We start from the raw sequence: 26,552 nt of genomic DNA on the forward strand, positions 1-26,552 counted from the left end.
GGCTCAGTGACCGGGTGAACCGGTCCCTGAGCCTGTCGAAGGGCGCTCACCGGGTGCGGAAGAGACCGGCACGCTGGGCCGCGGCGATCGCCGCCGAGCGGTTCGACACGTCGAGCTTCGTGTAGATGTGGGCGAGGTGCGACTTCACCGTCGTCTCCCCGACGTGCAGTCGCCCGGCGATCTCCAGGTTGGTGAGCCCCTCGGCCGCCCGCGCGAGCACCTCGATCTCGCGCGCGCTCAGCGCCTGTTGCGGTGCGCTCACCCGAGCGACCAGCCGGGTCGCCACGGCCGGCCCGAGCACCGAGTTCCCGCCGGCCGCCGAGCGGATGCCGTCGATGAGGTCCTCCGGGGCGGCGTCCTTCAACAGATACCCCGCGGCTCCGGCTTCGATCGCGCCGAGGATGTCGGCGTCGGAGTCGTAGTTCGTCAGCACGAGGACCGACGGACCGCCCGGCAGCGACGCGATCTCCCTCGTCGCATCGATCCCCGTCGGACCGTCGCCGAAGCTCAGGTCCATGAGGACGAGGTCGGCGCCGGGTGCGGCGGCGACGGCCTCGGCTGCGGTCGACGCGGTCCCGACCACCTCGATGTCGGCGATCGGCGCGAGCACCGCGAGGAGTCCGGCTCGGACGATCGGGTGGTCGTCCGCCACCACGACCCGGATGACCGGCGGCTCCCCGGCATCCGTCGCATCGTCACGCATGGACGTCCCCCTCCGCTCCTGGTGCCGCGAACCGCACGGTGATGGTCGTGCCGGCGCCCGGCGCGCTGCGCACCTCGACCTCGCCACCCAGTTCGGTGATGCGACGGCGCATGGACATCATGCCGAACGAACCGCCCGCAGTGCGCTCGGCGACGCTCGCCGCATCGAACCCCACCCCGTCGTCGTCGATGTCGAGGATGACCTCCTCGTCGAGGTAGGTGAGGGTGACGTCCGCCCGGCTCGCTCCGGCATGCCGGACGACGTTCGCGAGACTGCTCTGCGCGGCCCGGAGGAGCGCGGTCGTCACCGGCGTGCCGAGGACGAACGCATCGCCGGTGACCGTCGTGGAGACCGGCGTGCCGCTCTGGGCGGTCGTCGTCTCGGCGAGCCGACCGAGCGCGTCCGCGATCGTCGCGCCGACCAACGCCGGCGGGCTCAGCTCGTCGATGAGGCTGCGCGTCTCGGCGAGGGCCGTCGCCGCGGCCTCCCGCGCCAGACCGATGTGCGAACGCAGCTGCTCCGTGCCCGGCTGCTCGACGGCGGAGCGTTCGGCCGCGTGCAGGAGCAGTTGGATGCTCGACAGGGCCTGGGCGACCGTGTCGTGGAGGTCGGCGGCGAGGCGCTCGCGCTCCGCCAGCTTGCCCGCCTGCCGACCCCGCTCGGCGAGCTCCTCGCGTGCTGCGACGAGCTCGGCGATGAGTCGCTCCCGCTCGGCCGCCTCCCGGGCCAGCGCCTCGTAGCCGAGTCCGATCGCGACGGCCACGGCCGCACCGACGAGCGGGCCGACGACTCCCCCGACGCTGAAGCCGGCTGTGCAGACCGATCGCCACGACCGCGGCGATGGTGGCGATCACGACGGCGGGCACCGCGACGGCCCTGGGGAGGAGGTGCAGATAGAGGAAGAACAACGGGAAGACCAGGTAGGCGGCATCCGGGCTGAGGAGGACGAGGACCACCCACTCGACGCTGAGCAGCACCAGCCAGACGAGGACGGACACCCGACCTCGACGCACGCCGACAGGAGCAGCGTCGCGATCGGTGGTGCCGCTGACGGCCACCGCACGGCGGACCCGACCGCCGAGGATCGCGCCAGCGGCGTAGGTGAGCAGCATGACGACGGCGAGGACGATCGCCGCGAGGGCCGCCTGGCCACCGACCGAGACGGATCGCGCGATCACGAGCACGATGAGTGCGGTGACGAGGCCGTGGAGGCCGAGCTGCAGGCCGGTGAACACGGGGCTGAGTGCCGAGTGCTTCATCCGCCCAGCGTACGGCGGGGATCGTCCTCGCGAATCATCAGAAAGGTGGAACGTCGCCTCCACCTGACCGCGCCGGAGGACCGTCCCGTCCGACGATGCCCGGCGTCGGCGACGCGGCGAGGCTGGAATCCTGCCGCACCACGGAGACGCCGTCGGGCGGCTGACAAGGAGTCCCCATGTTCGTCGCCTGGCGCGACATGCGCTTCGCCACCGGTCGCTTCGTGCTGATCGGGGCGGTCGTCGCCCTCATCACCCTGCTCGTCGGATTCCTCAGCGGCCTCACCGCAGGGCTGGCGAACCAGAACATCTCGGCGATCACCGGGCTGGGTGCGTCGAGCATCGTCCTCGCGGCCCCGGCCGACGGCGAGCAGGCGACGTTCGCCGACTCCGCGATCGACGCGGACGCGGCCACCACGTGGGCTGCGGTCCCCGGGGTGGACGGTGTCCAGGAGCTCGGCATCAGCCAGACGCGGATGACCACGGACGATGCGCGCACCTCCGTGGCACTGTTCGGGATCAGCGGTGACGCCGTCCCGGGTCGCGCCGCCGAGGTGCCCGCCGACGGGACCGCCCGCCTGAGTCGGACCGCCGCGGAGGCCCTCCACGTCTCCCGAGGCGACACCGTCTCGATCGGTGGCAGCGAACTCGAGGTCGGATCGGTCGTCGACGACCAGTGGTACAGCCACACGCCGGTCGTCTGGACGAGCCTGTCGGAGTGGCGGTCGCTACAGGCCGCGCAAGGGTCCCCCGGCGACGGAGCGACCGCGCTCGCCATCACCGGGAACCCGAGCGCCGATGCGGTGACGGGAGCGGAGCAGGCCACCGGCACGGTGTCGAAGGACGTCCTGTCGTCCCTGCTCGCGATCGGATCGTTCCGCTCCGAGATCGGATCGCTCCTCCTCATGGTCGCCATGCTGTTCGGGATCTCCGCGCTCGTCATCGGAGCCTTCTTCACGGTGTGGACCATGCAGCGCGCGGGCGACGTGGCGATCCTCAAAGCACTGGGCGCGACGACCCGTCGGCTGTCGCTCGATGCACTCGGCCAGGCGCTCGTCCTCCTCGTCCTCGGCGTCGGGACTCGGCATCGGCATCACCGCCGCACTCGGTTCCGCGGCTGGCACGGCGCTGCCCTTCGTGCTCAGCCCACTGACGACGCTCGTGCCCGGGGTGATCATGATCGCCCTCGGCCTGATCGGCGCGGCGTTCGCCCTGCGGTCCATCCTCTCGGCCGACCCGTTGACCGCGCTCGGCGGCAACCGGTGACCGCGCACGCCCTCCCCGCATCCTTCCTCGCACCCACCCTCGTCACCATCGGAGTCACCGCATGATCTCGCTCACCGACGTCACCCTCACCTTCCCCGACGGCGACCACCGCGTCACCGCCGTCGACCACGCGACCCTCACCGTCCCGGCCGGGACCGTGACCGCGCTCACCGGGCCCTCGGGCTCCGGGAAGTCGAGCGTGCTCGCCGTCGCGGCCGGCCTCATCCGGCCCGACAGCGGCCTCGTGGAAGTGGCCGGGGTCGACGTCACCTCCCTCGACCGCCGTGCGGCCACCGACTTCCGCCGCACGAGGCTCGGCATCGTGTTCCAGCAGGCCAACCTGCTGCCGTCGCTCACGGCCCTCGAGCAGCTGTGCGTCCTCGGGACGCTCGGCGGCCGCGCGTCGCGGGCCGACCGGACGCGCACCCGCGAGCGGGCCGCGATGCTGCTCGCCGCCGTCGGGCTCGCCGACCAGGCCGGCAAGCGGCCGCATCAGCTCTCCGGCGGTCAGCGGCAGCGGGTCAACATCGCGCGCGCCCTCATGAACGAGCCCGACGCCCTCGTCGTGGATGAGCCGACCAGTGCACTCGACCACGAGCGCGGGTCCGCGATCATCGAGCTCATCCTCGAACTCACCGCGACCTCGGGCGCCGCGACGCTGCTGGTCACCCACGATCGGAGCCACCTCGACCGCATGGACCAGGTGCTCGTCATGGAGGACGGTCGGCTCAGCGCCGCCGCCGACGCGCTGGCCCTGCGGTCCTGAGGTCCACCGTCGCCCGGCGGTAGGGTGAGGTCACGTCGAGAGAGGACCGCCATGCGCCGTGCGACCCGTGGGCTGACCGTGATCGCGATCGTCGGCGCCGTGCTCGGCACGAGTGCCTGCACCGGTGGCGCGGACTCGCCCTCCGGTCAGAGCTCCGCGAGCGAGGCCGGCGTGATCGCACCCGTCATCGTGCAGCTCGTCGATCAGGACGGCCGCACCGTCACCGTCGGCCTCGACAACGTGGTGGACCTCGTCGCCGTCGATCCGACCGTGTGGTCCGCTGAGATCGAGGATCCGTCGATCGCGGAGTACGTACCGGGCGGATCCCGCGGCGGCGCGTCGTTCAACCCCGGTCTGCAGCCGCTCGAGGTCGGGAGCACGACGGTGACGCTGACGAACAGCTCAGACGATTCGACCGTCGTCCTCACACTCGAGGTCGTCGACCGGTCCTGAGCCGGGACGCTCGGACGAACCGAACCGGTCCCTGAGCCGGTCGACGGGCGCACCCCGACCGGTCCCTGAGCCTGTCGACACTTCGACAAGCTCAGTGACCAACGTTCAGATGTTGAGGTAGCGGCAGAGGTACGCGGTGGTGACCTCGACCTCGACCTGGAAGCTGCTGCTCCCCGGGACACTGAACTGCGCGTCGGGCCCGAAGTCCTGCCAGGCACTCGTGTTCGGCAGCAGCACGCGGAGCTTGCCGGAGATCACGGACATCTCCTCGGCCTTGCCCGTGGTGAAGGTGTACTCCCCCGGCTCCATCACTCCGACGCTGGCCGACTCCGCACCGGGCTCGTTCGTGGTGAAGCCGATCGACTTCACCTTGCCGTCGAAGTACTCGTTGCTCGTCAGCATCAGGGGCCTCTCGTCGTGGTCCGGGACCGCGGCGGCGGATCCGGCCTTCATCGTATCGGCTCGGCGAAGAACGCCTCCTCGTGCGCGGCCGAGGCCAGGAACGCCCGTCGCATCGTCTCCCGGCCGGCCTCGTCCGCACGAGCCGCCGCCCCGGCGACGATCTCGATCGCCCGGGCGTTCGCCGTCGCGAAGGCGGGGTCGGCGTACGTGTCGAGCCACGCCGCGAACGGGTGCTCCGCGTGCGATGCGCCGACGAGCCGTTCACCGAGATCCTGATAGATCCAGTAGCAGGGCAACACGGCGGCGACCACCCGCCCGTAGTCGCCGTCGACCGTCGCCGCGTGCAGGTGGTCGAGGTACGCCGTGGTCGTCGCCGACGGTTCCACGTCCATACCGCCGACGGCATACGTGCTGAGCCAGGTGCGGTGCAGCTCCATCTCGGCCTCGATGGAGCCCGCCGCGCCGGTCGCCCAGAACACCTGCTCCTCGGCCGTCGGCGCCAGTGCACTCGCTCGCGCGAGGACCCGCGAGTAGGCCCGCAGGTAGATCGCGTCCTGCTGCAGGTACCAGGCGAACCGGGCCGGATCGAGGGTGCCGTCCGCGAGCGTCGTCACGAACGGCAGGTGGTCGATCCGGTCCCGCAGCTCGGCGATGTCCTCCCACCAGCCCGTGAGGATGCCGGCGCCGTCCTGCCGACCCGAGGTCATCCCGGCCGACGCCCACAGCTCGGCGAAGTGACTGATCGGGCCGTTGCCCGAGCCGACCTCGAGCGAATCCCCGTGCCGGAGGCTCGACGTGAGCCACGCCTTCGCCTCGCCGAGGGCCTCGGTCCAGGATCCCGAACGGACGACGAGGGTGGCCATCGCGCTCGACAGGGAGCACCCGGTTCCGTGGGTGTTCCGCTGTGTCGACTCGAAGACCGTCGAACTCGACGAGTGATCGGTCGTCGCCCAGACCACCGGTGGCGTCGACGAGCGCATCCGGGCACGCGGTCGTCCCCGTCAGGTGCCCGCCCTTCACGAGCACGATCACGCCCGCCTGCGCCGAGACCCGCTCCGCCTGGGCGAGTGCGTCGGCCCAGCTCGTCGCCACCGGTTCGTCCGCGAGGACGGCGAGCTCCGGCAGGTTCGGGGTCACGAGGTCGACGTGCGGCAGGAGCGCGCGCATGGCCGCTTCGGCGTCGCGGTGGAGGAGACGGTCGCCGCTCGTCGCCACCATCACCGGGTCGAGGACGACGGGTCCGGTCACGGTCTCCTGCAGCCAGGTCGACACGGTGTCGATGATCGCGACGTCGCCCAGCATCCCGATCTTGACCGCGTCGATCACCACGTCGTCCGCGACCGCGTCCAACTGCTCGCGGAGGAACCCGACGGGCGGGGTGTGCACGGATCGGACGCCCCGGGTGTTCTGCGCGACGAGCGCGGTGACGACCGCCATGCCGTATCCGCCGTTCGCGGCGATGCTCTTGAGGTCGGCCTGGATCCCGGCACCACCGGTCGGGTCGGTCCCGGCGATGCTCAGCACCCGGGGTGTGTCCCGGATCGTGACGGGTCGTCGACCGCGCACCCGGTCCGACGCTCGACGACTCCGGCGTCGTCGTCTGTTCCACGGCGCTCATGCCGAGACCTCGGTCCAGGCGCTGCGGAACGCCCGGGCGGCGGCCGCCGGATCGTCGGCGGCGCAGATGGCGGAGACGACGGCGAGACCAGCGGCACCGGCAGCGTGGAGCTCGACCGTGTCCTCCAGTGACACCCCACCGATCGCGACGCACGGGAGCGGGGTCGCGGCGGCGATCGCGGCGAACCCCTCCACGCCCAGCGGCTCCGGGTGGTCCGGCTTGGTCGTCGTCGGGCGGATGACGCCGACGCCCAGGTAGTCGACGGTCCCGGGAGGCAGCGCTGCGACCGCGTCGAGGTGCGCCGGGGTGTTCGCCGTCAGTCCCACGACGGCGGCCTGCCCCACGATGCGACGCACGGCGTCGACCGGGAGATCGCTCTGACCCACGTGGACGCCGTGGACGACGGCACCGGCGGAACGGGCGGCGAGGAACACGTCCACCCGGTCGTCGACGAGGAGCAGCGCCCGCCCGGCGACGACCTCCGCCGCACGCACGGTCAGGTCGAACAGCGCTCGCGCCGACGCGGTCTTCTCCCGCAGCTGGACCGCGGTCACCCCGCCGTCGACGGCCCGGCGCACGACGTCGAGGACACCGCGATCCCCGCTGGCCGAAGCATCCGTGACGAGGTAGGTGGCGATGCCGCGGCGCACGAGCTCGGCGTGCGAACGGGCCGCGAGGACCCGGTCCGCGGTGGTCGAGGCGCTCACGCGATCACCGCCAGGCTGCGGACGGTGTCGGCGTCGAGGAGGTGGAGGTGGTCGAGGAAGGCGGGAGCGAAGGAGCCGGGGCCACGGCTCTCCGCGGCCGCCAGCTGCGCGGCGACCGTGTACGCGGTGGTCGCCGCGACCGTCGTCAGCAGCCGGTCGTCGTCGAGTGAGGCGAAGGCGGCGAGCACGGCACCGAGGGCACAGCCACCGCCCGTCACGAGGGTGAGCCAGGCGTGCCCGTTCGAGCAGCGGACGATGCGCTCACCGTCGGTGATGACGTCCGTCGGGCCGGAGATCGCGACGACGGCACCCGAGGTGCGGGCGATCGCGGTGGCCGCCTCGATCGCGCTGTCGACCGAGTCGGTGCTGTCGACCCCGCGACCGCCGGCGCCCAGTCCGGCGAGCGCGATGATCTCGCTGGCGTTGCCGCGGACGATCGTCGGCCGGAGGGCGAGGAGTTCGGCGGCGAGCGCCGTCCGCACCGGCAGGAAGCCGACGGCGACGGGGTCGAGCACCCATGGGGTGCCGGCCTCGTTCGCGGCGGTGGCGGCCTCGACCATGGCCTCGCGCTGCTCAGCCTGCGGCGTCCCGAGGTTGAGGAGCACGCCGGAGGCGATGCGGGCGAACGGTCCGGCCTCGGTGGGGATGTCGGTCATCGCCGGGGCGGCGCCGATGGCGAGCAGGACGTTCGCGGTGAAGTTCGTCACCACGGCGTTCGTGATCGATTGGACGAGCGGCGTGCGCTCGCGCAGGCGGTCGAGGAGGTCCCCGGACGCGCTCGCGAACTCGCCGACGGACGAGTCGTCGGTGGACGGGTGGGCAGACTGCTGCGGTGTGCGAATGCTCATTCGCGACATCCCTTCGCTCGGACTAACGAGATCAGGTTCGACGGGTGTGTTCTCAGCCGATCGTCGTGGGATCGGCACCCCGTGTCACTCGCGACCACCCTAGCGGGTCGGCCCGGCTTCCGGTCCAGCGGGCGGGCGAGGATGATGGAGGGATGGACTTCTTCGAGCTGGTCACCATCGTCTTCGAGGTCGCCGGTGTCGGGGCGATGGTCGTGGGCTTCGTGATCGCCGTCACCCTCTCGGCCCGCCTGTGGTGGAGCACGCGCGACGGCGCACGGGCCTTCCGGATGCTGCGGGAGACGATCGGCTCGGTCATCCTGCTCGGGCTGGAGATCCTCGTGGCCGCCGACCTCGTGAAGACGGTCACGTCGACGCCCTCGCTGACCGACGCACTCGTCCTCGCGATCATCGTCGTCATCCGCACCCTGCTGAGCTTCTCCCTGCAGATCGAGATCGAGGGCACCCTCCCCTGGAGGCGCCTGGCGACGACCGGCCCACAGCTGTTCGACCGTGCCGTCAAGCGCGGTGGCGAACGCACCCGACGTCGCGCCGAGGAGCAGGACGCCTCGGTCCGGACGTCGAGCCGATCCGACGCGGCACCGGCGCCGACGGTCGCGGCGCAGGCCGTCCCCGACGATGAGGACGGCTTCCCCGAGCTCCGCAGTCGCAGCTAGTGCGGTGCGGCTAGCGTGCCGCGGAGGTCGCCCAGGTGTCGCGGATGAGGTCGGGCAGCAGGCGCATGTCGTCGAAGACGTGGGTGCCGTCGCCGATGAGGCGCTCGGCGGGCGTCATGCCGCCGGCGTAGGCGTAGACCGTCATGCCGGCCGCGCGGGCAGCCAGGACGCCGACGACGCTGTCCTCGATGACCGCGCACCGCTCGGGGGCCGTGTCGAAGTCGGCGGCGGCATGCAGGAAGAGGTCGGGTGCGGGCTTGCCGACGGCGACGTCGGTCGCGCTGAAGATGCGCCCGTCGAAGCGGTCGTGGATGCCCACCTGCCCGAGGTTGCGGACGACGTCGTGCAGCATCCCGTTCGAGGCGACGCACAGCGGCACCCCGGTCGCAGCGATGCCGTCGAGCGCGTCGACGACCCCGTCGACCGCCTCGAGCTCACGTTCGCAGATGCCGCGGAACATGTCGCTCCAGCGCTGGATCCAGTCGGCCTCGAGCGGCTTCCCGAGCCGCTGCTCGACGAGCGTCGCGTAGGTCTCGAGCGAGGCGCCGACGAAGAGCTCCCGCACCTCGGCCTCGGTGTAGTCGCCGCCGACCTCGTTGAGCAGCTGGAGGTTCACCCGGACGGAGATGCGTTCCGTGTCGACGAGCGTCCCGTCGCAGTCGAAGATGACGAGGTCCGGATAGTCGACTGGCATGCTCCGAGCCTAAACGACACCGCCTGCGCCGTGGCCGTGTGCCATCCGGCGGCGACCTCCGACGACGGTCGGCGTCATGGTCAGCGGGCCGCGCGGACGCCCTGTCGCTGCCAGGTGACGACCATGCGTCGCGCATACTGGGTCGCCGCGACGAAGTGGCCGAGGAGTCCGAGGAGGATCGCGACGAAGCCGACCCCGCCGAAGACCCGGTAGAGCGCCGACGCAGGATCCCCGCCGCCGAGCGCGAGGCCGATGAGCAGCGCGAAGAAGCCGACGAAGAGGAACACCGTCCGGATCTTGCCGGCGATGCTCACCGGCACCTCCGGCGTCCCGCGGAACGCGACGACGGCGACGAACGCGAGCAGGAGGTCGGGGACGATCATGACCACGAACACCTGCCACGGGATGATCTGCGCGATGGCGAACGATGCGGCGACCACGACCACGGTCAGGCGGTCGGCGACCCCGTCGAGCCAGGTGCCGAGCGCTGAGACCGTGCCCATGCGGCGCGCGATCTGTCCGTCGGCGACGTCGCTCAGGAACACCACCGCACCGACGACGAGCGCAGCCCAGTAGGAGCCGGTGATCACGAGGGCGGCGAACACCGGGAGCAGGACGATACGTCCCGCCGTGATCGCGTTCGGCAGGTTCTTCCAGTCGTCGTCGGAGAACAGCTGCGTCCGGAGGCGCGCGAGCGGCGTCTTCTCGTGCAGGGTCACCGGGATCATCGCCTCGTCGCCGGGGATCGCGGCACCGCGGCGGAATCGGGCGATCGCGACCACCGTGACCACCACGACGAGCGCGAACAGCAGCACCCAGCCGGTGGCGCCGAGGTACTGGCGGACCGTGTCGAGCGTGGCGCGGACGAGGGAGCCGACCCCGACGTAGACGGCGGACCAGAGGAGGGAGCCCAGCAGCGATGCCGCGAGGAACGACCGGTAGGGCACGCGGGCGACCCCGGCGGCGGTCGGTGTCAGGCATCGGAGCACGGGGACGAGCCTCGTGAGGAAGACGGCCTGGGCCCCGCGCCGCTCGAGCGCCTCGACCGCGCGGTCCCAGCCGTGGACGCCGAGACGCCGGACGATGGCCGAGTCACGGAGGCGACCACCGGAACGACGACCGACGAGGTAGCCGAGCTGGTCCCCGAGCGACCCGCCGAGGGCGACCGCGAGGAACAGCACGAGGGCACCGGGGGCGGAGTCGAGCATGGCCGCGAGGAGGAGCACCACCGGTTCACCGGGGACGACGAGGCCGAGCCACAGGCCGGATTCGGCGGTCGCGAACAGGAGCCCGAGGAGCCAGATCAGCGGATCGGGCAGCGCCGTCGCGGCGTCGTTCACCCACCCGATGATGTCCACGGATCCCCGTTCAGCAGTGCGATCCGCACTCCTGGGTGGGGCGCGGCTCGCCCAAGTCTACGGACGAGCCGCGCCCTCCCATCCCCGAGGGGTCGTTCAAATGGTCATTCGCCGGACAGCTCGTCCCGATTCGCGCGTCGACGACGCAGGACGGCCGCGGTGACGACACCGGCGGCACCGAGCACGAAGAGCGCTCCGGCAGCGACGATCCACGGCATCGCGTCCGCGCCGGTCGAGGGCAGACGACCCGCGTTGCTGGGAACGGCGGGGTTGCTCGGAACGGCGGGGTCGCTCGGCGTCGCCGTTGGGACGGGCGGCACCGGAGCGACCTCGTCGGCGACGAGCACGAAGGTGGGCACCGTCTGGACCGCGCCGTCCGTACCGACCACGACGGTGGCCGTCGTGGCACCACCCGCGGGCACCGAATACCCGGCCGGGACGGTCAGCGTGACCTCGTAGCTGCCCGGCGCCAGGTCGGCGAGCCCGTAGGAGCCCTCGGCCGTCGTGGTCAGGGCGACCGGGCCGCCCGGCGTCGTCACCGTGACCGTCGCTGCGGGCACGGGGGCGTCGGTGTCCGTCCGGACGTCGCCGATGACGGTGCCGAGCCGAGCGAGCTCGAAGTCGACCGCGTCCAGATCGGCGCCGGCGAGCTCCTCCGCCCGGGTTGCGGCTCCGGAGACGACGTACCCCTCCGGGGCGACGACCGAGACCTCGTAGGAGCCAGCGGGCAGGAGCGGGAAGCGGTAAGAACCGTCGGCGGCCGTGACGGCGCTCTCGACCCCGTTCGGACCGTCGACGCTCACGGTGACACCGGCCACACCGACTCCACCGGACGTGATCACCCCGCCGAGACTGGGATTCGCGACGAGCACGAAGTCCTGCTCGGTGATGGGTGTCTCGCTCCCGACCGGGACCGTGAAGACGTTCGGCGGGCTCTGCACCGCGTAACCCGCGGGCGGCGTGATGACGACCGTGTGCTCGCCGACCGGCACGGTGTCGAAGAGGTAGTTCCCGTCGGTGTCGGTGGTGACGCTGCCCGCGCCGTCGATCGTGACCGTGGCTCCGACGATCGGCATACCGTCCGTGTCGAGCGCGGTGCCGGACACGGCGACGGGCACGATGTCCCGGACGGTGAAGTCCGCGACGGCGTCGGCGTCCGTGAGGTCCGCGGCGGCTCGTGCGGGACCGTCGGCGATCTTGCCGGTCGGCGGGACGAGCTGCACCGTGTAGCCGTCGGTCGCGAAGTAGCCGGCGAAGGTGTAGGCGCCGCCACCGGCGGTCGTGGTCGACGCCACCACCCGACCGTCGCGGTCGATGAGGCGGACGCCGACGCCGTCCAGCGGGCCGGTGGTCTGGTCGGTCACGGTGCCGGTCACGTCACGCGCGATCGACGCGAACCACGCCTGGTAGACGGGCGCGCCCGAGGCGCTGCTGGAAGGAGAAGGTGAGGCTGGAGATCGGGGCGGAGGGCTCGAACCACCCCGCCGCGCCGGCGGTGTCCGCGGCGGCGTCGTTGCCGCGGAGCACCTGCGTCGCCGGGTCCCAGGTGGGGACGTCCGTCGCGGAACCGGTGCAGGACGGCTTGCCGGCCAGACCGGGAGCGCAGTAGTTGAAGCCACCGTTGAACCCGAGCTCGTCAGGGGTGAGCGCCGCGCCGTCGGGGCCGATCGCCGTCACGGTGACCTGGTCGGCGTCGATGTCGCCGAGGACGAACGTCCAGCCGGACGGCGGCGTCGGCGTCGCGAAGGAGTAGGTCGTGGTCGAGGGCGACGCCGCGTTGTTCGCCTTCGGCCGGAGGTTCAGGTAGGGCTGATCGCGGCTGCTGCCGTACTTCGCACCGACCGGGGTCGACGCCGCCAGCCAGGTCGAGGCGCCCGAGATGACGCCGACGCCACCGCCGCCGACCGAGTCGCTCGTCAACGCCGCGGTGAGGGCGGGCTGACCGGCCAGGGTCATCGTGCCCTGGTACGACCCCGATGCACCGGAGAACGTGGGCCACGTCGCCCAGCTCGAGGTGGTCGCGGCGGAGGCCGCCGGGACGGCTGCGGTGAGGGCGAGCGCGGAGGCTCCGAGCAGGGCGAGCACAGCGGCTCCGATGCGGCGGGTCATGGGCGTCAGGATAAACGCACATCGGTCGCCCGCGGAAGCCCGGTGTCCCGTTTCCGAGGGTCAGCCGAAACAGTGGTACCGACGGGCGCGGCACCGCAGACCCATGGACCGGACGCGCAGGATCATCCCGCGGGAGGACGGGAGATCGGGCGCGCGGGCGACGCGCCCCGGCGGCGATCCGAGGAGGCTGGAACCATCAACCGATCAGCTCCGCACACCGCGGAGAAGCTCCGCACCGCGGAGGAAGGAACCCCACCTCATGTCCGCCTCAGCCACCACCGAGTCCCCCACGATCTCGCCCGCCGAGGACGTGACCCTGGCAGACGCCCCGACCGAAGCGTTCGGCCCCGAGCCCCTCACCCAGGCCACGCCCGTGCAGGAGGTCGCGCCGACTCAGCCGACGGCCCCGCTGCCCCTCGCACCCGTTCCTGCTGCGACGACCGCCGACCGCGAGAGCTCGACCCAGACGCTGTCGATCATCGCGTTCGCCCTGTCGATCGCCGCGGTCGTGGCCCCGTCGTTCGTGCTCCTGCCGATCGCCTCGCTCGTGCTCGGCATCATCGCGCTCGCCCGCAAGCCGAAGTCGAAGGGCTTCGCCCTCACCGCCGTCATCATCTCCGGTACCATGCTGGCGCTCGCCCTGATCGTCGCAGCCGGTGCAGCCCTGCTGCTCGGGGTGTCGGTGATCAGCAGCGGCTACGCCGGCTGACCCGATCTCCCGCCCGACGCCCGTCCGCTCCTCGAGCGGGCGGGCGTCGTGGCGTGTGTCCCGGACATCCCGGACAGCCGTTGATTGTTACACAATCCTGCGGCAGGCTGTCCCCATGACCCGTTCGCCGACCGAAACCCAGACGACCGGCACCAGCACTGCCGCGGGGCGCCTGCCCGTCGCCGCCGCGATCCTCGCCGCCGTGTGCTTCGGGACGACGGGCACGGCTCACGCGCTCCTACCGATCGAGGTGGGATCGGTCGCGTTCGGCGCTGCACGCATCGTCTTCGGCGGAGCGCTCCTCGTCCTCGTGTGGGCGGTATTCGCCCGCCGCTCGAGGTCCACTCCACCTCGGACCCGCGCAGCGGAACTCGGGAGGCCCGCGCTGGTCGTCGCCGTCGTCGTCGGCACGATCGGCGTCACCGCGTACCAGCCGTTCTTCTTCCTCGGCGTGGAGCGCAACGGTGTCGCGATCGGGACCCTCACCGCGCTCGGCTCCGCACCCGCCATCACCGGCCTCCTCGAATGGGCGATCCACCGACGGCGCCCGAGCGGCCGCTGGTTCCTGGCCACGATCGTCGCCGCAGCCGGCGTCGCCGTCCTGTCCGGGGTGACGGGCGGCGGGATCGGGACCGTCTCGGTGGACGGGTTGCTCGCGTCCATCGGAGCCGGAGCCTCCTACGCCCTGTACACGCTCTGCAGCAAGGCGCTCATCGAGCACGGGTGGACGCCGCTCGGCACCATGGCGGCGCTCTTCGGCGGAGCGGCGCTCGTCTCGGTGCCGATCCTCCTCGCCACCGAGACCGCTTGGATCCTCACCGTGCCCGGCGCCCTCGCGGTCGCGTGGCTCGCGCTCGTGAACACGGTGGCGGGGTACCTGCTGTTCGGCTACGCACTCGGCGGGTTGCCCGCGTCTCGGGTCGCGACGCTCACGCTCTTCGAACCATTGACGGCGACGCTCCTCGGCATCCTGCTCCTCGGAGAGTCCTTCGGGCCGTCCACCGTCATCGGTGCCGCGCTGCTCGTGATCGGACTCGCGATCCTCGTCGTACCGAAGCGCATCGACCGTCGCGAGGTCGCCCGATGACCGCGGTCGACGCCGTCGCGGACGCGCTGCGGGAGGACATCCTCGACGGACGGCTCGGCGCGGACGAGCCGTTGCGGGAGACCGCCCTCACCGCCCGGTTCGGCGTCAACCGGCACACCGTCCGAGCGGCGCTCCAGGCGCTCGCGGCGGAGCGCCTGGTCACGTTCGAGGCCTACCGCGGCGCCCGGGTGCGGTCGTTCAGCGATGCGGACGTGCTCGCCCTCATGGAGTACCGGACGGCGATCGAGGCCGAGGCGGTCCGGCTGCTGCGAACGCGTGCGGAACCGTCGTCGCGCCCACCGGCCTCGATCATCGCGGCGAACGACAGCCTCCGACGCATCTGCCTCGACCGACCCGGCGATCACCGCGCCATCGAGGTCGCGCACGCCGAGCTGCACCACGCGATCGTCGCCGCGGCCCGGAGCCCTCGACTGAGCGAGGCGCACGCTGGCCTGCTCGCCGAGCTCGGCCTGTTCATGGTGCAGCTCCGGAGCGTCCTCCCGCCCGAGGAACTCATCGACCAGCACGACCGACTCGTCCACGCGCTCAGCGGCGACCACGGCGAGGCGGAGCTCCGCGCGCACCTCGCGCACTCGGCGGAGCAGCTCATCGCCCTCCGCCGGTCGGCCCCCTGAGCCACCCCTTCCGATCCCTGAGCCACCCCTTCCGGTCCCTGAGCCACCCCTTCCGGTCCCTGAGCCACCCCTTCCGGTCCCTGAGCTTGTCGAAGGGCACCTCGACAAGCTCGGTGACCGGATGGCGCTCGGTGACCGGGTGGCGCTCGGCGACCGGGTGCGGCTCGACGACAGGACGGGCCGTCAGCCTCGCGTCGAGGTGACCGCCTCCGGCCGCGTCCCGGTGGCGTCGGCCGCCGGCCGGACCGCGGGGTGCTCCTCGGACGGGCCCGACCACGGCAGCGTCACCGTGAACGTGGTGCCGGCGGACGACGAGGCGACCTCGATCGAGCCCTCGTGGCCCTCGGCGATGGACAGCGCGATCGCCAGGCCGAGGCCCGTGCTGCCGGCGGCACGCGAGCGCGACGAGTCGGCCCGGGCGAACCGGTCGAAGAGTTCGGGGAGGAAGGCCTCGTCGATGCCGGGTCCGTCGTCGGCGATCGTCAGCGAGGCGCGCTGCGGCTCGTCGGGACTCTTCGGTGCGCTGATGCGGGTGACCACGGAGGTGCCGGCCGGGGTGTGCACGGCGGCGTTCGACAGCAGGTTCACGACGAGCTGGTGGAGGCGCTCGCGGTCGCCGCGCACGATGATCGCGCGCTCCGGCACGTCGACCGACCAGTGGTGCGCCGGTGCCGAGACGGCCGCGTCGCTCACGGCGGCGGCGACGAGGTCGCTCAGGTCGACGTCGTCGAGGTGCAGGTCCTGGCCCTCGTCGAGACGCGCCAACAGGAGCAACTCGCTGACGAGCGAACTCATCCGGGTCGCCTCCGACTCGATGCGGGCGAGCGCGTGCTCCGTCATGGGCGGGAGGCTCTCGCTGTCCTGGCGGGTGAGCTCGGCGTAGCCCTGGATCGCAGCGAGCGGCGTCCGGAGTTCGTGGCTCGCGTCGGTGACGAACCGGCGCATGCGCTTGTCGGTCGCGGCTCGGACGGCGAGTGCGCGGTCGACGTGGTCGATGAGGCCGTTGAGCGCCTCGCCCACCTTGCCGATCTCCGTCCGGGGATCCGTGTCGGCCTGATCGACCCGCACGTCGATCCCGGTGTCGCCACGCTCGAGTTGCAGGGTGGACACCTCCTCGGCGGCGGCGGCCACGCGGGACAACGGTCGGAGCCCGAGGCGGACCACGATGATCGCCCCGACGATGGTGACCGCGAGCGCGAGCACGGCGAGGATCGCGATGACGATCGCCTCCTGCTGCACGGCGGCACGCGGGGTGGCGAGCGAGACGCCGGCCACGAGGGTCTCGCCGTCGCCGTGGTCGAGGAACTCGAGCCGGTACCCGCCGAGCGACCCCAGCTCGATGTTCTGTCGCTCGGAGCTGTCGACCGCGACGGCCTCCTCGATGAGCGCCTTCGTCCGCACGTCGAGCGCCGTCGCGTTGGACTGGGTGAAACGCGCGGAGTCGACGACCCCACCGTCCGCGACGAGCGCGATGAGCGTGCCGGGCCCGTGGCCGACGTAGTCCACGAACGGCTTGACGTAGCCGGGCTCACCGCGCGTGGCATCGGGGTCCACCACCGCTCCGGCACCGGCCTGCTGATCGTGGAACTTCACCACGGAGTGCTCGAAGGCCTCCATCGACCCGGTGAGCTGGGTGTCGACGACGGCGGTGACCGACCCTTCGACCGTGACGATCGTCAGGATGCCCGACACCGCGAGGACCGCTGCGATGACCGCCGCGATGCCCGTCACCAACCGTCGCTGAAGCGTCCACGGGTGCCGCCGGTCCGCCCGAGGCGTCGGCACGCCCGCAGTCGGAACCGATGCGGTGCTCATTCGACCGGCCGCAGCACGTATCCGACACCGCGGACGGTGTGGATCATCGGCGCACGGTCGGCGTCGATCTTCTTGCGGAGGTAGGAGACGTAGAGGTCGACGATGCTGGCCTTGCCGGCGAAGTCGTAGTTCCACACGCGGTCGAGGATCTGGGCACGACTCAGCACGCGCTTCGGATTGCGCATGAAGTAGCGCAGCAGTTCGAACTCGGTCGTGGTGAGCGCCACCGGCTCGCCGTCGCGGCTGACCTCGTAGCTGCGCTCGTCGAGGAAGAGCCCGCCGATCGTGATGCGGGAGTCGTCGTCGGACACGACGTGCGCGGTGCGGCGGAGGAGACCGCGGAGACGGGCCACGAGCTCCTCCAGCGAGAACGGCTTCGTCATGTAGTCGTCGCCGCCGGCGGTGAGTCCCATGATGCGGTCGTCCACCGAGTCGCGAGCGGTGAGGAACAGGGTCGGGGTGCCCGATTCCGGCTCCCCCTGCGAGAAGCTGCGGAGCTGGCGCAGGACGCTCAGCCCGTCCATGTCGGGCAGCATGATGTCGAGGACCACGACGTCCGGACGTTCCGTGCGGTAGCGCTGGACGGCCTCGCGACCGTTGGTGGCGACGTCCACGACCCACCCCTCGTAGCCGAGGGCCAGGCTCACGAGGTCGGTCAGGACCGCTTCGTCGTCGACGAGGAGGACGCGGATGGGTGAACCGTCGGCCCGGTACATCCGCGGTAGCTTGGCGAGGACCGCCCGGCGGCGCCCCGAGTCGACGATCTGCGTTGGCAGGTCGGAGGGCATGGGTCGATTATCCGTCGTCGAGCTGCGAGGCGCGGGGAGCGACGGGCGATTCATAGAGGCCTCATATCTTTTCAGGCCGAGCCCATGGGTGCGGTGCCTACCGTGGAGGGCATGACCCGAGCAGAGCCCCTGGGCACGTCGTTCGCCCCCCGCCGTCGTCGGACGGCCGGAGCGACGGCCGAGCCTGCGGACCGGATCCGGAGCGGCCTCGCCGCCGCCGTCCGTGCTCTGCGTCCCCTGTTCCCGGCAGGTGTCTCACGTCCTCGATTCCTCCGCGGGCCGCGGATCGAGGCTCCCGTCGACGCGCACCCGATCAGCACCGACCGTCTCGTCCTGCGTCGCCACCGGTTGGAGGACGCCGAGGCCTGGTACCGCATCCAGTCCACACCGGCGGTCGTCGAGCACCTGCCGTGGCCGGTCCGCGACCGCGAGGCGTCCCGTGAGCACCTGCGGCACCGCGTCGGGCACCACCGCCTCTGGCAGTCGGGCGACTTCCTCGCCCTGGCCGTGGAGCACGACGGGCGGCTCGTCGGCGATGTCTCCCTGCATCTCCGGGAGGTCCACCCCGCCGAGCGCTCGGTCGAGATCGGATGGGTCCTCGACCCCGCCGTCGGCGGACGCGGTCTCGCGAGCGAGGCCTCGGAGGCGATGATCGACCTGGCCTTCCGCGAGCTCGGGGCGAAGACCGTCACAGCCGTCATCGAGCCGGAGAACACCAGGTCCATCGCCCTCGCCGAGCGGCTCGGCTTCCTGCGGGCGACCGCGCCGCGCCGGTCGTCGAGCATCACCTTCGCGATCACGCCCTCGCTCCTCGCCGCACGTCGTGCAGAACGCGTCGAAGCCACGCACACGGGGTCCACCGTCACGCGCCCCTGATGGCCGGCGTCCCGATCGCCGAACCTGCCGGGGCTGAGTCTCCCCCACTCCAGCCTCGGCAGGTTCAGCCGTCGGGACGCCGGCGACGTGCGTCCCTCGTGTCACACGTTCACAACTCAGGTGCCCCCGGCGCGTCGCCTCCGGCTGCCGCCCGAGGGCGCCGACCCGCCCGTGGCGTCCTGAGTTGTGCGCAGTCCAGGGTTCCGGTCGGTTCCAATATCCTATAGGATTATCGCGATGTGCCGGCTTGCGCCGGATCGACGGACTCGATGACGAGGAGATGCAGATGACCAGGCTCTGGAACCGACCGGCCGACTTCGCGGACGAGATGGTGGACGGCTTCGTCCGCGCCAACGGACGCTGGGTACGCAAGGTCTCCGGCGGGGTGTCGCGCTCCACGAGGTCCGCGGAACCGGAGGTCGCCCTCGTGATCGGTGGCGGCTCCGGGCACTACCCCGCCTTCGCCGGCCTCGTCGGACCGGGACTCGCCCACGGTGCGGCCATGGGCAACCTCTTCGCGTCGCCGTCCGCACACCAGGTGGAGAGCGTCGTCCGCGCGAGCGAGCAGGGACGGGGCGTCCTCCTCAGCTACGGCAACTACGCCGGTGACGTCCTGCACTTCACCGCGGCGCAGGACGCCGTGAAGGCCGACGGCATCGACTGCCGCACCGTCACCGTGACCGACGACATCTTCAGCGCCCCGCCCACCGAACTCGAGAAGCGGCGCGGGATCGCGGGCGACCTCACCGTCTTCAAGGTCGCTGGCGGTGCGGCATCGGGTGGGTACTCCATCGACGACGTCGAGCGCGTGGCGATCCTCGCCAACGCCCGGACCCGTTCGATGGGCGTCGCGTTCTCCGGGTGCACGCTGCCCGGTGCCGACGAGCCGTTGTTCTCCGTGCCGGAGGGACGGATGGCCGTCGGGCTCGGCATCCACGGCGAGCCCGGTATCGACGAGACCGACATCCCCTCCGCCGACGGGTTGGCGGAGTTGTTCGTGCACCACCTCCTGAACGAGGCCGAGATCCCGGACGGCGTCACGCCGAACGGCGCACGCGTCGTCCCGATCCTCAACGGCCTCGGCTCCGTGAAGTCGGAGGAGTTGTTCGTCGTCTACGACCGCATCGCCTCCCTACTGGAGGACGCCGGGATCACCCTCGTCGATCCGCAGGTCGGTGAGTTCTGCACGAGCTTCGACATGGCCGGCGTCTCGCTCACCCTGCTCTGGGTGGACGAGGAGCTGGAGCGACTGTGGAGTGCCGCTGCGGACACGCCCGCGTTCCGCACGGGCGCCGTCGACTCCGGCGCGCTCGAGACCGTCGCCGCCGACGACACCGAGGACGTCGCCTTCGTCGTGCCGGACGCCTCGCCCGAGTCGCAGGAGTCGGCAGCCGTCGTGGCCGACGCGATCTCCGCGATCCAGGAGCTCCTCGCGGAGCACGCTGACGAGCTGGGACGCCTCGACGCCATCGTCGGCGACGGCGACCACGGCATCGGCATGGACCGCGGGGCGACCGCTGCCGCCGCCGAGGCCGAGCGCCTGCGTGAGGCCGGTGCCGGCGTCGCGACGCTGCTCGACCGCTCGGGCGACGCCTGGTCCGACCGCGCCGGTGGCACCTCGGGCGCTCTGTGGGGCGTCATGCTCCGCACCCTCGGCGAGCGCCTCGGCGACGCCGAACGCCCGACCGCCACCGCCGTGAGCGAGGGCGTGACCGCAGCGAAGGACGCCGTCATGCGCTACGGCAAGGCCTCCGTCGGCGACAAGACGCTCGTCGACGCCCTGGTCCCGTTCGCCGACACGCTCGCAGAACGCGTCGCCGCCGGCGAGGACCTCTCCACCGCGTGGACCACGGCGGCGGCAGCGGCCACCACCGCGGCCCACGACACGGCCGGTCTCATGCCCGGCATGGGTCGCGCCCGCTCGCACGGCTCGAAGGCCGTCGGCGTCGAGGACCCCGGGGCCGTCTCCCTCGCCCTCATCGTCGAGCGCGTCGGCACCCTCCTCGCCGAGCACTGACGCCCGATCCCCCGAAGCGACACCCCGGTCCCTGAGCTTGTCGAAGGGCCACCCGCTCCAGCAACGAAAGGCACACCATGACCCGCACCTGGCGAATCGTCATCGGCTCCGATGACGCCGGTTACGACTACAAGGAGATCCTCAAGCGCGACCTCGAGGCGAGCGACCTGGTCGCCTCCGTGGTCGATGTCGGGGTCGACGCCGACGGCCACACCAACTACCCGACCGTCGCGGTGACCGCGGCCGAGATCGTCGCCCGCGGCGAGGCCGACCGCGCGCTGCTCATCTGCGGCACGGGCCTCGGCGTCGCGATCGCGGCCAACAAGGTCCAGGGCATCCGAGCCGTCACCGCGCACGACGGCTTCTCCGTCGAACGCGGGGTGCTCTCGAACGACGCCCAGGTGCTCTGCATGGGCCAGCGCGTCGTCGGCATCGAACTCGCCCGCCGCAACGTGCGCGAGTGGCTCACCTACGAGTTCGACGCCTCGAGCGCGTCGAACGACAAGGTGCAGGAGATCAGCGCGTACGAAGCGTCCTGATGTCAGGACGTCCCAGACTCGTCGGCGTGAGCCTGAAGATGTACTTCGGGCACGCGCAGACGCTCGACTGGTGCTCGGTCGTCGCGGGGGTGTCGGCCGAGCACCACGCACTCCGATCCGGCGCGGCGGAGCTGTTCGTCATCCCCGGATACCTCTCGGTGACCGGCGCGGTCGAGCGGCTCCGCGGCGTCGCGTCCGTGGGCGCTCAGGACCTCGCGACCGAGGACACCGGGGCGTTCACCGGCGAGGTGAGCGGCGCCGAGCTCCGCGAGGTCGGCTGCGAGGTCGTCGAGGTCGGGCACGCGGAGCGGCGCCGACTGTTCGGTGAGACGCCCGACGTCGTCCGCGCGAAGACGACCGCCGCGCTCCGCAACGGTCTCGCGCCGGTGCTGTGCATCGGCGAGGCGGAGCACGGAGACGCCGAGGTGGCGGCCGCGGAGTGCGTCGCACAGCTCGACGACGCCCTGGCAGGGGCGGTCGCCGCCGGGATCGTGGGCCGCGTCATCGTCGCCTACGAACCACACTGGGCCATCGGCGCCACCGAGGCCGCGAGTCCAGCCCACATCCGCACGGTGTGCCTCCGGCTGCGCGGCCACCTCGACGCGCTCGCCGCGGCCGGGCACATCGACACCTCCTCGGCCGTCATCTACGGCGGGAGCGCCGGACCCGGCCTGCTGACCACGATCGGCGACGCGGTCGACGGGGTCTTCCTCGGCCGCTTCGCCCACGATCCGGCAGCCCTCTCGCTGGTGCTCGACGAGGTGGCCGGCCTCGACCGCGCGGGCTCCGACCTGCCGCGATGACGCCTGGAGGCCCCGTAAACTGGTCCTCGACGATCATCGCGGCCGCTCGACCGGAGGTTCCCCTCCGTGACGACGCCTCGAGCACACCCTTCGGAGGCTGCCGTGGTTGATGCCGTCTTCCCGCTCGGCGCCTCCTCCTCGCTCGAACGCCGCGGTCTGCGCGACCGCGTCTACGAGCTGGTGCTCGACATGCTCCTGAGCTCCGGTATCGAACCGGGTGCCCGCCTGTCGATCGACGCCATCGCCCGCGACCTCGACGTCTCGCCGACGCCGGTCCGCGAGGCGCTCGTCCAGCTGGAGCGCACCGGGCTCGTCACCCGGGTCACCCACAAGGGCTACCGGGTGGCACCGCCGCTCGCCGACGACCAGCTCGAGTCGCTGTTCGACGCCCGCATCGTGCTCGAGAGCGGCGCCACCGCGCTGGCCGCCGCCCACGCCGACGAGCTCGTCCCGGCCCTCGAGGTCGCCCTCGCTCAGCACGTCGAGATGACCGCCAGGGTGCGCGCCGCGGCGTCGGCCGGCGAGATCCCCGTCGCACTCCTCCGCGAGTACTTCGCGGTCGACTGGAACTTCCACCACCTCATCTTCGAGGGCACCCGCAACCCGTTCCTCCTCGACATGTCCGAGGGCATCTCCACCCGCGTGCACCGCATGCGCCAGACGGTCGAGACGGGCGTCACCGACGCCGACCAGGCGGTCGTCGAACACCGAGCCATCCTCGACGCGTTCTCCGACGGCCCCGAGACCGCCGCGGCGGCCATGCGCTCGCACATCGAGCTCGTGCGCACCCGCGCCCGCAGCGACGCCGAGCACTGAGCCGCCCTTCGACAGGCTCAGGGACCGGAGTCTGACAGGCGCCGGGCCAGGCACCCACCCTTCGACAGGCTCAGGGACCGAGTCCGCCGGTCCCCGAGCCGCCCTCCTCCGGTCCCTGAGCCGCCCTCCTCCGGTCCCTGAGCCTGTCGAAGGGCAGAACGGGGCCGACCGCCTGAGCGATCGACCCCGTCCGGGTGTTGCGGTCGTGACTAGTGCGCCGTGCGGTTCGCCGTCGTCTCGAGCAGCTCGTCCGCCTTCGCCCCACGGAAGAACCGGGTGCAGTAGAGCATCGCGGCCGCGAGGAAGGCGAACACCCCGAGCGAGACCACACCCCACACGCCGCTGTCGGTCGGCACGCTCTCGTTGATCCCGGTGCGCATGATCGGTGCCACGAAGCCGCCGAGGTTACCGAGCGAGTTGATGAGGCCGATGCCCGCCGCTGCAGCCGTTCCGGTGAGGAACGCCGTCGGGTAGGCCCACGTGATCGGCCCGACCGAGAGGAAGCTCGCCACGGCGATCGTGATGAACAGGATGCCGAGGATGGGCTGGTTGTTCGCGCCCGCCCAGGCCGAGGCCAGGATGAAGACGCCGGTCGAGATGTAGAACCACGTGCCCCAGGTGCGCCGACGGACGACGGTGTTCGCGTTCCGTCCCACGTAGTAGCAGGCGAAGAGGCCGACGAGCCACGGGATGGCCGCCACGAGGCCGACCTGCCAGCCGACGTCCTGACCGATGAGGTTCGAGACCTGCTGCGGCAGGTAGAACGTCGTGCCGTACACCGCGATCTGCAGGCAGAAGTAGATGATGGTGAAGTACCACACCTTCCAACTCGTCATCGCCTTCGCGATACCGGTCGGGCCGTCCGACTGCCGCACGGTGTCCTCGCGTTCCATCGCGGCCGTCAGCGAGTCCTTCTCCTGTTGGTCCAGCCATTTCGCCTGTTGTGGCGAGTTGGTGAGGAAGTAGAGCGCTGCGAAGCCGGCCAGGACCGCGAGCATGCCCTCGGCGAAGAACATCACCTGCCAGCCGTGCCACGGGGTCAGGGCGTCGCCGAAGCTGATGAGGCCACCACTCAGCGGGGCGCCGAGCATCTGCGAGAACGGCTGCGCCAGGTAGAAGATCGAGAACATCTGGACACGGACCTTGTTCGGGAACCACTCCGACAGGAACATGATGACGCCGGGGAAGAGCCCGGCCTCGGTCACGCCGAGCAGGAAGCGCAGGACGATGAACATCGTGTCGTTCGTCGTGAAGGCGAACAGCGGCGGCGACGATGCCCCAGGTCACCGCGATGCGGGCGAGCCAGAACCGGGCGCCGAACTTCTTCAGCAGCAGGTTGCTCGGGATCTCGAAGATCGCGTAGCCGATGAAGAAGATGCCGGCGCCGAGGGCGAAGGCACCGTTCGAGATGCCGCGGTCGACGCTGAGCGCCTCCTCGGCGAAGCCGACGTTCGTGCGGTCCAGGAACGCGACGAAGTACAGGATGACGAGCATCGGCATGAGGTGCTTCGACGCCTTGCGGATCGCCGACTTCAGCGCCGGATCGTTGGTCGATCCGATCGCCGGCGGATTGGGTGTGGACAAGACACTCTCCTTTGAGATGACTGGTGCGGGTGGGTGCTGCTGGTGCTACTGCTGCTGCTGGCGGTGGTCAGGAGACCATCGAGGGGATGATCATCCAGAGGCCGATGCCGACGAAGACGACGCCGAGACCGAGGAAGATCAACCGGGATTTGGTCCACTGACCGGTGAGGTGCTGCATGGTGCTGCTCCGTTCGCTCGTGGTGCGTGTGGTGGATCAGTGCATGTAGAGGCCGCCGTCGACGTTCAGCGTCTGACCGGTGACGAAGCCGGCGTCCTCACTGATGAGGTAGGCGATGGCGGCGGCGATGTCGCGTGGGGTGCCGATGCGGGGCAGGACGCCGTCGGCGGCCATGGCCGTCTTGCGCTCCTCGGTGAGGGTGCCGCCCATGATGTCGGTGTCGATGGGTCCGGGCGAGATGGCGTTGACCGTGATGCCGTCGTGGCCGAGCTCACGGGCGACGCTGCGGGTGAAGCCGATCACGCCGGCCTTCGCCGCCGAGTAGGCCGTCTTGCTGAAGGTGCCGCCGCCGCGCTGGGCGGAGACGGACGACAGGCTGACGACCCGACCGACGCCGTTCGACACCATCGACTCCACCGCACGGCGGGTCGTGTAGTGGACGCCGTTGAGGTTGATGTCGATGACGCGCTTCCACTCGTCGGCGCTCACCTCGAGGTAGGGCACCGGTGAGGCGACGCCCGCGAGGTTCACGAGGGCGACGAGCTGTGGGAGGGCGGCCTCGAGTGCGTCGAACGCGGCACGCACCTGCGCCTCGTCGGCGACGTTCGCGCCGGCGCCGGCCGCCTGCACCCCGTGCTGCTCCGCGATCTCGGCGGCGACCGCCTGCGCCGCAGCCTCGTCGAGGTCGATGATCCCGATGTTCCAGCCGAGTTCGGCGAGGTGGTGGGCGGAGGCGCGACCGATGCCGCGCGGGGAGGCTGCACCGGTGAGGACGACGGTCTTGGATTCGGGGAAGCTGGTGGCGGTCATGGCCGGCCTTTCTGCGTGGGAGTGGTGAAGTCGGTGTCCGATCGAGCCGGACGGTGCGCTCGGTCGGCGCCGCGCTCAGTTGATGGGCGCGGGGCCGAGCTCGTCCATGAGCTGCTTGATCGCGACGTAGGCCTTGTTGCGGTAGGCGATCAGCTCGGGCGTGCGGTCGGCCGGGACGTCGAGGTAGCCGGCACCCGACTTGGTGCCGAACTTGCCGGCGTCGACGAGCTCCTTGAGGGAGTCCGGCGTGGCGAACCGCTCGGGCCACCGGGTCTGGAGCGAGGCGTAGCAGAACGAGTACACGTCGAGTCCGGCCATGTCGGCGATCGCGAAGGGACCGAAGACGGGGAGCCGGAAGCCGAAGGTGGTGCGGACGATCGTGTCGATGTCCTCGGGCGTCGCGACGCCCTCCTCGACGAGCTGCGTCGCCTCGTGGAACAGCGCGTACTGCAGGCGGTTGAGCACGAAGCCCGTCGCGTCCTTGACGCGGGCGGTCTCCTTGCCGGTCGCTGCGACGATCTCCTCGACGGTGGCGATCGCCGCATCGGCGGTGGTCTCGTGCGGGATGAGTTCGACGCCGGGGATGAACGGGGCCGGGTTCGAGAAGTGGACGCCGAGGAACCGCTCCGGGTTGGTGACGGCCTCGGCGAGCGAACCGATGAGGATGGTCGAGGTGTTCGAGCCGATGATGGCGTCGGGCGAGGCCGCGGCGCTGATGCGACGGAGGGTCTCGTGCTTGATCTCGATCTTCTCGGGGACGGCCTCCTCGATGAAGTCGGCTCCGGTGACGGCCTCCTCGATGGACGCTGCGGGCGAGACGTTGGCGCGGATCCGCTCCACGGCGTCGGCGGGGAAGAGTCCGTCGGCGACGAACTGCTCGGCCTCGGCGATGAGGCGGTCGTAGTTCTTGCGCGCGATCTCCTCGGAGATGTCGGCGATGCGGACGGTGGCGCCGGACAGCGCGAGCACCTGGGCGATGCCGCCGCCCATGTACCCCGATCCGACGACGGCGATGGTGTGTGTGGTCATGATGAAGCTCTC

At 71.3% G+C, this 26,552-nt stretch carries 26 protein-coding genes, 2 pseudogenes and 1 riboswitch; of the genes and pseudogenes, 12 read left to right on the forward strand and 16 right to left on the reverse strand.

The annotated features are described in order from the left end of the window. Nucleotides 1-46: 46 nt before the first annotated feature. Both AC5JOC_RS16910 and AC5JOC_RS16915 read right to left on the reverse strand, forming a co-directional pair. A complete protein-coding gene (locus AC5JOC_RS16910) occupies nt 47-703 on the reverse strand; it encodes a response regulator transcription factor (RefSeq protein WP_159875769.1) in 657 nt (218 codons plus the stop codon). Continuing rightward, a complete protein-coding gene (locus AC5JOC_RS16915) occupies nt 696-1,466 on the reverse strand; it encodes a sensor histidine kinase (RefSeq protein ID WP_494246856.1) in 771 nt (256 codons plus the stop codon). The genes AC5JOC_RS16910 and AC5JOC_RS16915 overlap by 8 nt, the downstream gene beginning before the upstream one ends. A gap of 672 nt (nt 1,467-2,138) precedes the next feature. Here AC5JOC_RS16915 and AC5JOC_RS16920 point away from each other — a divergent pair. Genes AC5JOC_RS16920 through AC5JOC_RS16930 form a run of 3 tightly spaced genes read left to right on the forward strand, consistent with a single transcriptional unit; the run spans nt 2,139 to nt 4,444 of the window. Then, a complete protein-coding gene (locus tag AC5JOC_RS16920) occupies nt 2,139-3,290 on the forward strand; it encodes an FtsX-like permease family protein (RefSeq protein ID WP_494246857.1) in 1,152 nt (383 codons plus the stop codon). Beyond that, nucleotides 3,287-3,991, forward strand: coding sequence for an ABC transporter ATP-binding protein (locus tag AC5JOC_RS16925; protein ID WP_494246858.1), 705 nt, complete (start codon nt 3,287-3,289; stop codon nt 3,989-3,991). The genes AC5JOC_RS16920 and AC5JOC_RS16925 overlap by 4 nt, the downstream gene beginning before the upstream one ends. A 51-nt stretch (nt 3,992-4,042) precedes the next feature. Further along, nucleotides 4,043-4,444, forward strand: coding sequence for a hypothetical protein (locus AC5JOC_RS16930; protein ID WP_064296142.1), 402 nt, complete (start codon nt 4,043-4,045; stop codon nt 4,442-4,444). A 105-nt stretch (nt 4,445-4,549) separates the two neighbouring features. Here the strand turns inward: AC5JOC_RS16930 and ppnP are convergent, their stop codons facing one another. The 5 genes and pseudogenes from ppnP to thiM form a co-directional block, all read right to left on the reverse strand. Next, the gene (ppnP, locus tag AC5JOC_RS16935; RefSeq protein ID WP_191941833.1) at nt 4,550-4,846 is read right to left on the reverse strand and encodes a pyrimidine/purine nucleoside phosphorylase; all 297 of its coding nucleotides are present in this window, start codon (nt 4,844-4,846) and stop codon (nt 4,550-4,552) included. 47 nt (nt 4,847-4,893) lie between these two features. Next, nucleotides 4,894-5,709: a thiaminase II/PqqC family protein gene (locus AC5JOC_RS16940; protein ID WP_494246859.1), complete on the reverse strand. Its 816-nt coding sequence runs from the start codon at nt 5,707-5,709 to the stop codon at nt 4,894-4,896. Nucleotides 5,710-5,869: 160 nt separating this feature from the next. Then, nucleotides 5,870-6,412, reverse strand: a pseudogene (locus AC5JOC_RS16945) (bifunctional hydroxymethylpyrimidine kinase/phosphomethylpyrimidine kinase); the annotation flags it as partial. A 48-nt stretch (nt 6,413-6,460) separates the two neighbouring features. Next, the gene (gene thiE / locus AC5JOC_RS16950; protein ID WP_494246860.1) at nt 6,461-7,171 is read right to left on the reverse strand and encodes a thiamine phosphate synthase; all 711 of its coding nucleotides are present in this window, start codon (nt 7,169-7,171) and stop codon (nt 6,461-6,463) included. Then, a complete protein-coding gene (thiM, locus tag AC5JOC_RS16955) occupies nt 7,168-8,019 on the reverse strand; it encodes a hydroxyethylthiazole kinase (RefSeq protein ID WP_494246861.1) in 852 nt (283 codons plus the stop codon). Before thiM ends, thiE begins: the two co-directional genes overlap by 4 nt. Further along, a riboswitch (TPP riboswitch) is annotated at nt 8,011-8,111 on the reverse strand. It overlaps the preceding gene by 9 nt. A 60-nt stretch (nt 8,112-8,171) precedes the next feature. Here thiM and AC5JOC_RS16960 point away from each other — a divergent pair. Next, nucleotides 8,172-8,693 (forward strand): DUF1622 domain-containing protein, encoded by a 522-nt coding sequence (locus AC5JOC_RS16960; RefSeq protein WP_494246862.1) that lies wholly within the window; start codon nt 8,172-8,174, stop codon nt 8,691-8,693. A gap of 10 nt (nt 8,694-8,703) precedes the next feature. Here the strand turns inward: AC5JOC_RS16960 and AC5JOC_RS16965 are convergent, their stop codons facing one another. The 4 genes from AC5JOC_RS16965 to AC5JOC_RS16980 form a co-directional block, all read right to left on the reverse strand. Continuing rightward, nucleotides 8,704-9,387 (reverse strand): HAD family hydrolase, encoded by a 684-nt coding sequence (locus AC5JOC_RS16965; RefSeq protein WP_079706612.1) that lies wholly within the window; start codon nt 9,385-9,387, stop codon nt 8,704-8,706. A gap of 80 nt (nt 9,388-9,467) precedes the next feature. Then, the gene (locus tag AC5JOC_RS16970) at nt 9,468-10,745 is read right to left on the reverse strand and encodes a CDP-alcohol phosphatidyltransferase family protein (RefSeq protein WP_494246863.1); all 1,278 of its coding nucleotides are present in this window, start codon (nt 10,743-10,745) and stop codon (nt 9,468-9,470) included. Between the two features lie 104 nt (nt 10,746-10,849). Continuing rightward, nucleotides 10,850-12,121 carry a carboxypeptidase regulatory-like domain-containing protein gene (locus tag AC5JOC_RS16975; protein WP_494246864.1) on the reverse strand — a complete coding sequence of 424 codons (1,272 nt, stop codon included), beginning with the start codon at nt 12,119-12,121 and terminating at the stop codon, nt 10,850-10,852. A gap of 1 nt (nt 12,122) precedes the next feature. Beyond that, nucleotides 12,123-12,854, reverse strand: coding sequence for a hypothetical protein (locus AC5JOC_RS16980; protein ID WP_494246865.1), 732 nt, complete (start codon nt 12,852-12,854; stop codon nt 12,123-12,125). Nucleotides 12,855-13,113: 259 nt separating this feature from the next. Here AC5JOC_RS16980 and AC5JOC_RS16985 point away from each other — a divergent pair, with 259 nt between their 5' ends. The 3 genes from AC5JOC_RS16985 (at nt 13,114) to AC5JOC_RS16995 (ending at nt 15,285) form a co-directional block, all read left to right on the forward strand. Further along, nucleotides 13,114-13,563, forward strand: a complete 450-nt coding sequence (locus AC5JOC_RS16985) for a hypothetical protein (protein WP_274500326.1) — start codon at nt 13,114-13,116, stop codon at nt 13,561-13,563. A 115-nt stretch (nt 13,564-13,678) separates the two neighbouring features. Next, nucleotides 13,679-14,650 carry a DMT family transporter gene (locus AC5JOC_RS16990; RefSeq protein ID WP_494246866.1) on the forward strand — a complete coding sequence of 324 codons (972 nt, stop codon included), beginning with the start codon at nt 13,679-13,681 and terminating at the stop codon, nt 14,648-14,650. Continuing rightward, entirely contained in the window at nt 14,647-15,285 is a 639-nt protein-coding gene (locus AC5JOC_RS16995) for a GntR family transcriptional regulator (RefSeq protein ID WP_494246867.1), read from the forward strand. Before AC5JOC_RS16990 ends, AC5JOC_RS16995 begins: the two co-directional genes overlap by 4 nt. A 183-nt stretch (nt 15,286-15,468) precedes the next feature. On the opposite strand, the gene AC5JOC_RS17000 is transcribed toward AC5JOC_RS16995, so the two are convergent. Continuing rightward, nucleotides 15,469-17,016, reverse strand: a complete 1,548-nt coding sequence (locus AC5JOC_RS17000) for a sensor histidine kinase (protein ID WP_494246868.1) — start codon at nt 17,014-17,016, stop codon at nt 15,469-15,471. Nucleotides 17,017-17,096: 80 nt separating this feature from the next. After that, nucleotides 17,097-17,888 carry a response regulator transcription factor gene (locus AC5JOC_RS17005; RefSeq protein ID WP_064295688.1) on the reverse strand — a complete coding sequence of 264 codons (792 nt, stop codon included), beginning with the start codon at nt 17,886-17,888 and terminating at the stop codon, nt 17,097-17,099. A 111-nt stretch (nt 17,889-17,999) separates the two neighbouring features. On the opposite strand from AC5JOC_RS17005, the gene AC5JOC_RS17010 reads away from it, so the two are divergent. From AC5JOC_RS17010 to AC5JOC_RS17030, 5 genes are all read left to right on the forward strand, one after another. Beyond that, on the forward strand, nt 18,000-18,764 hold the full coding sequence (locus tag AC5JOC_RS17010) for a GNAT family N-acetyltransferase (protein ID WP_159875795.1): 765 nt from the start codon (nt 18,000-18,002) through the stop codon (nt 18,762-18,764). Nucleotides 18,765-19,050: 286 nt separating this feature from the next. Then, complete coding sequence (locus tag AC5JOC_RS17015) at nt 19,051-20,781, forward strand: dihydroxyacetone kinase family protein (RefSeq protein WP_494246869.1); 1,731 nt, start codon at nt 19,051-19,053, stop codon at nt 20,779-20,781. A gap of 77 nt (nt 20,782-20,858) precedes the next feature. Further along, nucleotides 20,859-21,320 (forward strand): ribose-5-phosphate isomerase, encoded by a 462-nt coding sequence (locus AC5JOC_RS17020; protein ID WP_071258616.1) that lies wholly within the window; start codon nt 20,859-20,861, stop codon nt 21,318-21,320. Nucleotides 21,321-21,346: 26 nt separating this feature from the next. Then, nucleotides 21,347-22,123, forward strand: coding sequence for a triose-phosphate isomerase family protein (locus tag AC5JOC_RS17025; RefSeq protein WP_494246870.1), 777 nt, complete (start codon nt 21,347-21,349; stop codon nt 22,121-22,123). 102 nt (nt 22,124-22,225) lie between these two features. Then, nucleotides 22,226-22,939 (forward strand): GntR family transcriptional regulator, encoded by a 714-nt coding sequence (locus AC5JOC_RS17030; RefSeq protein WP_244175592.1) that lies wholly within the window; start codon nt 22,226-22,228, stop codon nt 22,937-22,939. A 209-nt stretch (nt 22,940-23,148) separates the two neighbouring features. On the opposite strand, the pseudogene AC5JOC_RS17035 reads toward AC5JOC_RS17030, so the two are convergent. The 3 genes and pseudogenes from AC5JOC_RS17035 to AC5JOC_RS17045 all read right to left on the reverse strand — a co-directional run bounded on the left by AC5JOC_RS17035 (nt 23,149) and on the right by AC5JOC_RS17045 (nt 26,540). Then, a pseudogene (locus tag AC5JOC_RS17035) lies at nt 23,149-24,523 on the reverse strand (MFS transporter). A gap of 214 nt (nt 24,524-24,737) precedes the next feature. Continuing rightward, the gene (locus AC5JOC_RS17040; RefSeq protein ID WP_124767434.1) at nt 24,738-25,511 is read right to left on the reverse strand and encodes an SDR family NAD(P)-dependent oxidoreductase; all 774 of its coding nucleotides are present in this window, start codon (nt 25,509-25,511) and stop codon (nt 24,738-24,740) included. Nucleotides 25,512-25,586: 75 nt separating this feature from the next. After that, nucleotides 25,587-26,540, reverse strand: a complete 954-nt coding sequence (locus AC5JOC_RS17045; protein WP_079706602.1) for a 3-hydroxyacyl-CoA dehydrogenase family protein — start codon at nt 26,538-26,540, stop codon at nt 25,587-25,589. Nucleotides 26,541-26,552: the final 12 nt, after the last annotated feature.

The sequence above is a fragment of the Plantibacter sp. genome, assembly GCF_059073635.1.